The following is a 5,499-nucleotide window of genomic DNA, read 5'->3' on the forward strand; positions in this document are numbered from 1 at the left end:
CTCCGGGTGCTTGGCGACGTTTTCGAAATCGGCCCCGACGATCTGCGTTTCGCCTCATCCGAGGCCGAAGCTTTCTTCAACGACAAGCTGGGCCTGAGCGTCAGCAGCGGCACGGTGGAGACCTTGTGCTCGCGCACCGAAGGATGGGCCGCCGGCCTGCAACTGGCCTCTTTGTCACTGAGTGCCGCGCATGCACCGGAAACCGTCATCGGCAATTTTACCGGCGCCAACCGAAACGTCGCCGACTTCCTGATGGGCGAAGTGTTCCTGGAACTGCCGCCGGCGATCGCAAAATTCCTGCTCTACAGCTCGATCTTCGAACGCTTCAGCGCCGAGCCCTGCCGGGCGGTGATGCGCGCGGCCGACGCCGAAGCGGCGATCACCGAGATCGAGACGCGCAACCTGTTCCTGGTGCCGCTCGACGAAGAGCGGCGCTGGTTCCGCTACCATCATCTGTTCCGCGATTTCCTTAGCCGCGAAATGGAACGGCGCGAACCGGAGATGATCGCGCCGCTGCATCTGGCGGCTGCCGAATGGTTCGGCGAGCGCAAGATGCTGACAGAGGCGATCGGGCACGCGCTGGCCGCCGGCGACCAGGCCCGCGCGGCGGTGTTCGTGGAGAACAATGCGCTCGACCTCATCGCCCAGTGCCAGCTTCTCTACGTGCGCCAGCTGCTGGCACTGCTGCCGAGGAAGCTGATCGACCAGCGCATTCGGCTGCAGCTGGTCGTGCTGTGGTTGGCGGTGCACAGCAGCCAGCCGGAGATTGCCCAACAGACGCTGAGCAATGCGCGCAAGCTGGTCGAAGCCGGACCGACCGACAGCAACGACCCGGGCACGATGACCGGCACAACGATCGAGGCCGAGCTCGTGGTTCTCGCCGCCGCCGTTCACAGCACGCTGGAGCAGTTCGATCAGGCGCGCGCCACAGCCCTTGCGGCCCTGCGCGTCATCGCGCCCGATGCCTGGTTCATGGAGGGCGCGACCGCCAATGTCATTGGCTACAACCTCTATGCGCTGGGTGACCTCGACGGCGCACGCGCCGCCATCGATGCGGCACGCCGGGCGCATGAGCGAAGCGGCAGCCTGCTCGGCGTCACCATTGCCAATTGCTACATGGCCGTGATCGAGCGTTCGGCGGGCCGCTTGCCCGCCGCCGAGCGGCTGCTGCGCAACGCGATCATCGAGGCTCGGGCGCGGATCGGTGCAAACTCCTATGCCGAGGCCCTGGCCGGCACGCTGCTTGCGGAACTTGCCTATGAGACCAATGCGTCGGGCGAAGCGCTGACCCTGGTCGAGAATCTCGGACCGCAGATCGAGGGCGCGGCGGTCATCGTCTATCCCCTGGCCAGCGTGCCGACCTATGCCCGCGTGCTGCAGCTGACCGGTCGCACCGAAGCGGCACTGGATATGCTTGAGCGCGTCTATCAACGCGTACATGGCACGGTGTATCGCCGCCTGGCATCGATGATCGTGCATGACCGCATACGTGTGCTGCTCGACCAGAACCGTATTGCCGAGGCGCGTGCGCTGCTGGCCGAGCATCGGGGCGAAGGGACCGAGGCTTCGGTGGTCATCACTACCGCCAACGAGTTCGAGTTCTTTGCCGAGGGCCGCCTGCTGACGGCCGAGAAATCCTATGCCGCTGCCGCGGGGGTTTTCGACGCGCTGCTCGAGCGCACGAAAGACAGCGGGCGCATGCGCCGCCATATATTGGCGCTGATCCTGCGCGCCAAGGCGGCCAGCGCCTTCCACGACCAACGCGAGGCCGACCGCAATCTCCTCAATGCGTTGCGTCTCGCCCAACCCTCCGGCTTCATCCGCTCTTTCGTCGACGAGGGAAGGCCTGTTGTCGAAGGGTTGATGCGGCTGCGCGCGGCCCAGGCGAAGACCGATCCCGCACTGTCAGCCTATGCGTCGCGCATCATCGATGCCGCGCAGGCGATGCCTGTCGCGACGCGCAAGCTGGCCGCACCAGCCGCCGAGAAGGAACAGCTCACCCAGCGCGAGGCCGAACTGCTGCGCTATCTCACCGAGGGCATGTCCAACCGCGATATCGCCTTGGCGTTGTCGGTGAGCGAGACCACGGTGAAATGGCATCTGAAGAACATTTTCGGCAAGCTCGCGGTGACCAACCGGGTGCAGGCGGTGCGCGCCGCGCAAGGATCTGCAGGCGCCCATACCCCTCCGAAAGGAGGGGCATAGATAAGAGGCGCGACCCCACTTTCGGGTCGGGCCATCTGATCGTTAGCCTGCTAGCGTCACCTGGTTTTCAGAGGACGCTGCGCATGGCGACAGGCTACGTTTTTCACGAACAGCTGATGTGGCATGACACCGGCTCCAGCGCCGACATGATGCCGCCCGGCCGTTTCGTGGAACCCGGCCGGCATCTGGAATCCCCTGGCTCCAAGCGCCGGCTGAACAACCTCATCCAGGTCAGCGGCCTGTCGCGGCATCTGGTGCCGATCATCCCCGAGCCGGTCTCGGTCGACGACCTGTTGCGCGTGCACACGCAACGCCATGTCGACGATATTCGCATGCTCAGCGAACGCGGCTCCGGTTTCGCCGGGCCGCAGGCGCCGATCGGCCTCAACAGTTTTGACATCGCGCTGCTGTCGGCCGGGACCACCTATGCCGCGATGCGCGCCGTGCTGACCGGCCGCGTCGACAATGCCTATGCGCTGGCGCGGCCGCCGGGACACCATGCCGAGCCCGACCAGGCGATGGGCAACTGCCTGTTCTCCAACATTGGCGTCGCTGTCCGCCGGCTGCAGCATGAAGGCTTGCTCGGGCGCGCGGCGATAGTCGACTGGGATGTGCATCACGGCAACGGCACCGAGACGGTGTTCTATTCCGACCCGTCGGTTCTGACCATTTCCGTGCACCAGGACAATCTCTATCCGACCGGGCGCGGTGCGCTGGCCGACAACGGGAAAGATGCCGGCGAGGGCTTCAACATCAACATCCCGCTGCCGGCCGGCAGCGGCACCGGTGCTTATGAAGCGACTTTCGACCGCGTTGTCGCACCGGCACTGCGCGCCTACAGACCGGACCTCGTCATCGTCGCCTCCGGCTTCGATGCGTCCGGCTTCGATCCACTCGGCCGCATGATGCTCAACAGCGAATGCTTCAGGCGTCTCGCCGCGCGCATGGTTGCGCTGGCCGCCGAGACCTCGCAAGGGCGCCTGATGATGACCCATGAAGGCGGCTACTCCGAGGGCTATGTGCCGTTCTGCGGCCATGCCGTCATCGAGACGCTAGCCAATCACCGTACCGAAGTGGTCGACCCTTTGTCGGACCATATCGACGAATGGGCCGGGCAAGACCTGCAGCTTCATCAGGCCGCGGTGATCGATGCCGCCGAAGGCCTGCTCGCCGGCCTGCGCCAACGTCTCGCCAGTGCGGCTTGACGCGATGGATTTCGTCATCACCACGCTGCTCAATGCGCTGACGCTGATCAGTATCCTGATGCTGGTCGGGCTCGGGCTGGCGATCAGCTTCGGCCTGATGAACGTGACCAATTTGGCACATGGCGAGTTCGTCACCGTCGGCGCCTTCGCGGTCTATTTCGTCCAGAGCATGGGTGGCTCGTTCTGGCTAGGGCTGGCGGCTGCCCCCATCGCCGGCGCGGTGATCGGCTGCATCCTCGAATTCGCCATCATCCGCCATCTCTATTCCAGGCCGGTCTCAACTGTGCTTGCCACCTGGGGCGTCAGCCTGATCCTGCAGCAAGGGCTGGAACTGATCTTCGGTCTCGGCGCCAAGCCGGTGACGCCGCCTATCGAGGGCACGCTCGACCTCTTCTTCACCGTCTACCCGGCCTATCGGCTGATCCTGATCGGCATCGCCATGCTGACCTTGCTCGGCGTCATCCTGCTGATCAGCCGCACGTCCTTCGGTCTCGACATCCGCACCGTCATCCAGAACCGCGAAATGGCCGAGGGCGTCGGCATCAACACGCGGCGCACCTACGCCATCGCCTTCACCTTCGGCGCGGCCATCGCCGGGCTCGCCGGCGGACTGGTCGCGCCGCTGGCGATCGTGCTGCCGCAGATGGGGGTGAACTATCTCGCCAACGCCTTCTTCGTCGTCATTGTCGGCGGCGTCGGCTCGATCGGCGGCCTCGTCGCCGGCAGCGTCTTCGTCGGCGGGCTGACCAGCATCCTCAATTATCAGATCTCGCCGTCGCTGGCGCAGGCGGTCGTGCTGCTGGCGGCCATCGTCGCTGTCCGGCTTCGGCCCAACGGCCTGTTCAACGGAGCGTCGCGATGATCGCCCGCGACCGCAACTGGCTGCTGATCTTCGCCGCCTGCGTGGCGCTCGCGATCATCTATCCGTTCTTTGTCGGCGGGTATCAGCTGACCGTGATCCGCGACGCGCTGATCTTCGGCCTGTTCGCCGCGAGCCTCGACTTCTTCTGGGGCCGCACTGGAATCCTGTGTTTCGGCCACGCTGCGTTTTTCGGCATCGGCGGCTACATCATGGCGCTGATCACGCTCAACGATGCGATCTCCTTCGCCAGCCTGCTTGGCATCATCGGTGCGGTGGCCGGTGCGGCCTTGGTCTCCGCCATCATCGGCTACTTCCTGTTTTTCGGCGGCATCCGTGGCAGCTATTTCACCATCGTCACGCTGGCCATGGGCGTCATCTGCCAGCAGGCGGCGGTCTCCTGGAGCTCGGTCACCGGCGGCGACAGCGGGCTGATCGGCATTCCGCCGATTGCCTTCGATGTCGGCGGGCTGCACGTCGATCTCAGCCAGGACCTGCCCAGCTACATCTTCGTCTCGGCCATCGTCGCGGTGACCGTGCTGGCGCTGTGGTCGATCAGCCGTGGCCGCTGGGGTACGGTGCTGACCGCCATACAGGACAATGAAGTCCGGGCAGCAGCGCTCGGCCACAATGCGCCGTTGCGGCTGCTCGTCACCTTCGTCCTGTCGGCGGCGATCGCCGGCCTTGCCGGCGCGCTCTATGTCTGCATGGCGGGGTTGGTGGCACCGGATCTGTCCGGACTGCTTCTGTCGACGGAAGTCATCGTCTGGGTGGCGGTCGGCGGGCGCGGCACGCTGCTGGGGCCGGTGCTCGGCGCCATCTTCATCCAGCGTGCGCAGCAGACGATCAGCAGTTTCAACCCGAGCCTGTGGCCGCTATTGCTCGGCTGTGTCTTCGTCATCATCGTCTTCGTCCTGCCGGACGGCATCCTGTCGATCTACGCGCGACTGAAAGCCCTGTTCAAAGGCGGGAGGCGCGCACAATGAGCGACATCCTGCTCCAGGCCGAAAATGTCGGCATCCGCTTTGGCGGGCTGCAGGCGCTGGAGGCCCTGAACCTCACTGTACGCGACAAGGAACTCTGCTGCATCATCGGCCCGAACGGCGCCGGCAAAAGCACCTTCCTCAATGTGTTGACCGGTACGCTGCGCCCGACCAGCGGCAGCGTGCGCTTCCTCGGCCACGACATAGCCGGCCTGCCGCTGCATCGCATCGCCCGGCTCGGCATCGC

Annotated in this window: 5 protein-coding genes; all 5 read left to right on the forward strand. The window is 65.3% G+C overall.

Going from position 1 to position 5,499, the window contains the following annotated elements:
* Window positions 1-2,205 (forward strand): LuxR C-terminal-related transcriptional regulator (locus tag EN884_RS23955; RefSeq protein ID WP_128360770.1); only part of this gene is annotated, 2,205 nt, incomplete at its 5' end.
* A gap of 83 nt (window positions 2,206-2,288) precedes the next feature.
* Window positions 2,289-3,410 (forward strand): class II histone deacetylase, encoded by a 1,122-nt coding sequence (locus EN884_RS23960; RefSeq protein ID WP_013532992.1) that lies wholly within the window; start codon window positions 2,289-2,291, stop codon window positions 3,408-3,410.
* The gene (gene urtB / locus EN884_RS23965; RefSeq protein WP_244514271.1) at window positions 3,355-4,272 is read left to right on the forward strand and encodes an urea ABC transporter permease subunit UrtB; all 918 of its coding nucleotides are present in this window, start codon (window positions 3,355-3,357) and stop codon (window positions 4,270-4,272) included. Before EN884_RS23960 ends, urtB begins: the two co-directional genes overlap by 56 nt.
* Window positions 4,269-5,255, forward strand: coding sequence for a branched-chain amino acid ABC transporter permease (locus EN884_RS23970; RefSeq protein ID WP_024502520.1), 987 nt, complete (start codon window positions 4,269-4,271; stop codon window positions 5,253-5,255). The genes urtB and EN884_RS23970 overlap by 4 nt, the downstream gene beginning before the upstream one ends.
* On the forward strand, window positions 5,252-5,499 hold a 248-nt coding region (locus EN884_RS23975), incomplete at its 3' end, for an ATP-binding cassette domain-containing protein (protein WP_128360771.1). The genes EN884_RS23970 and EN884_RS23975, both read left to right, overlap by 4 nt.

This window comes from Mesorhizobium sp. M7A.F.Ca.AU.001.01.1.1 (genome assembly GCF_004022735.1).
Lineage (GTDB): Bacteria > Pseudomonadota > Alphaproteobacteria > Rhizobiales > Rhizobiaceae > Mesorhizobium > Mesorhizobium ciceri.

What these genes read in the sequence shown, in the direction of transcription:
- urtB (WP_244514271.1), top strand. Translation starts at nt 3,355, where the DNA reads ATGCCGCCGAAGGCCTGCTCGCCGGCCTGCGCCAACGTCTCGCCAGTG.
- EN884_RS23970 (WP_024502520.1), top strand. Translation starts at nt 4,269, where the DNA reads ATGATCGCCCGCGACCGCAACTGGCTGCTGATCTTCGCCGCCTGCGTG.
- EN884_RS23960 (WP_013532992.1), top strand. Translation starts at nt 2,289, where the DNA reads ATGGCGACAGGCTACGTTTTTCACGAACAGCTGATGTGGCATGACACC.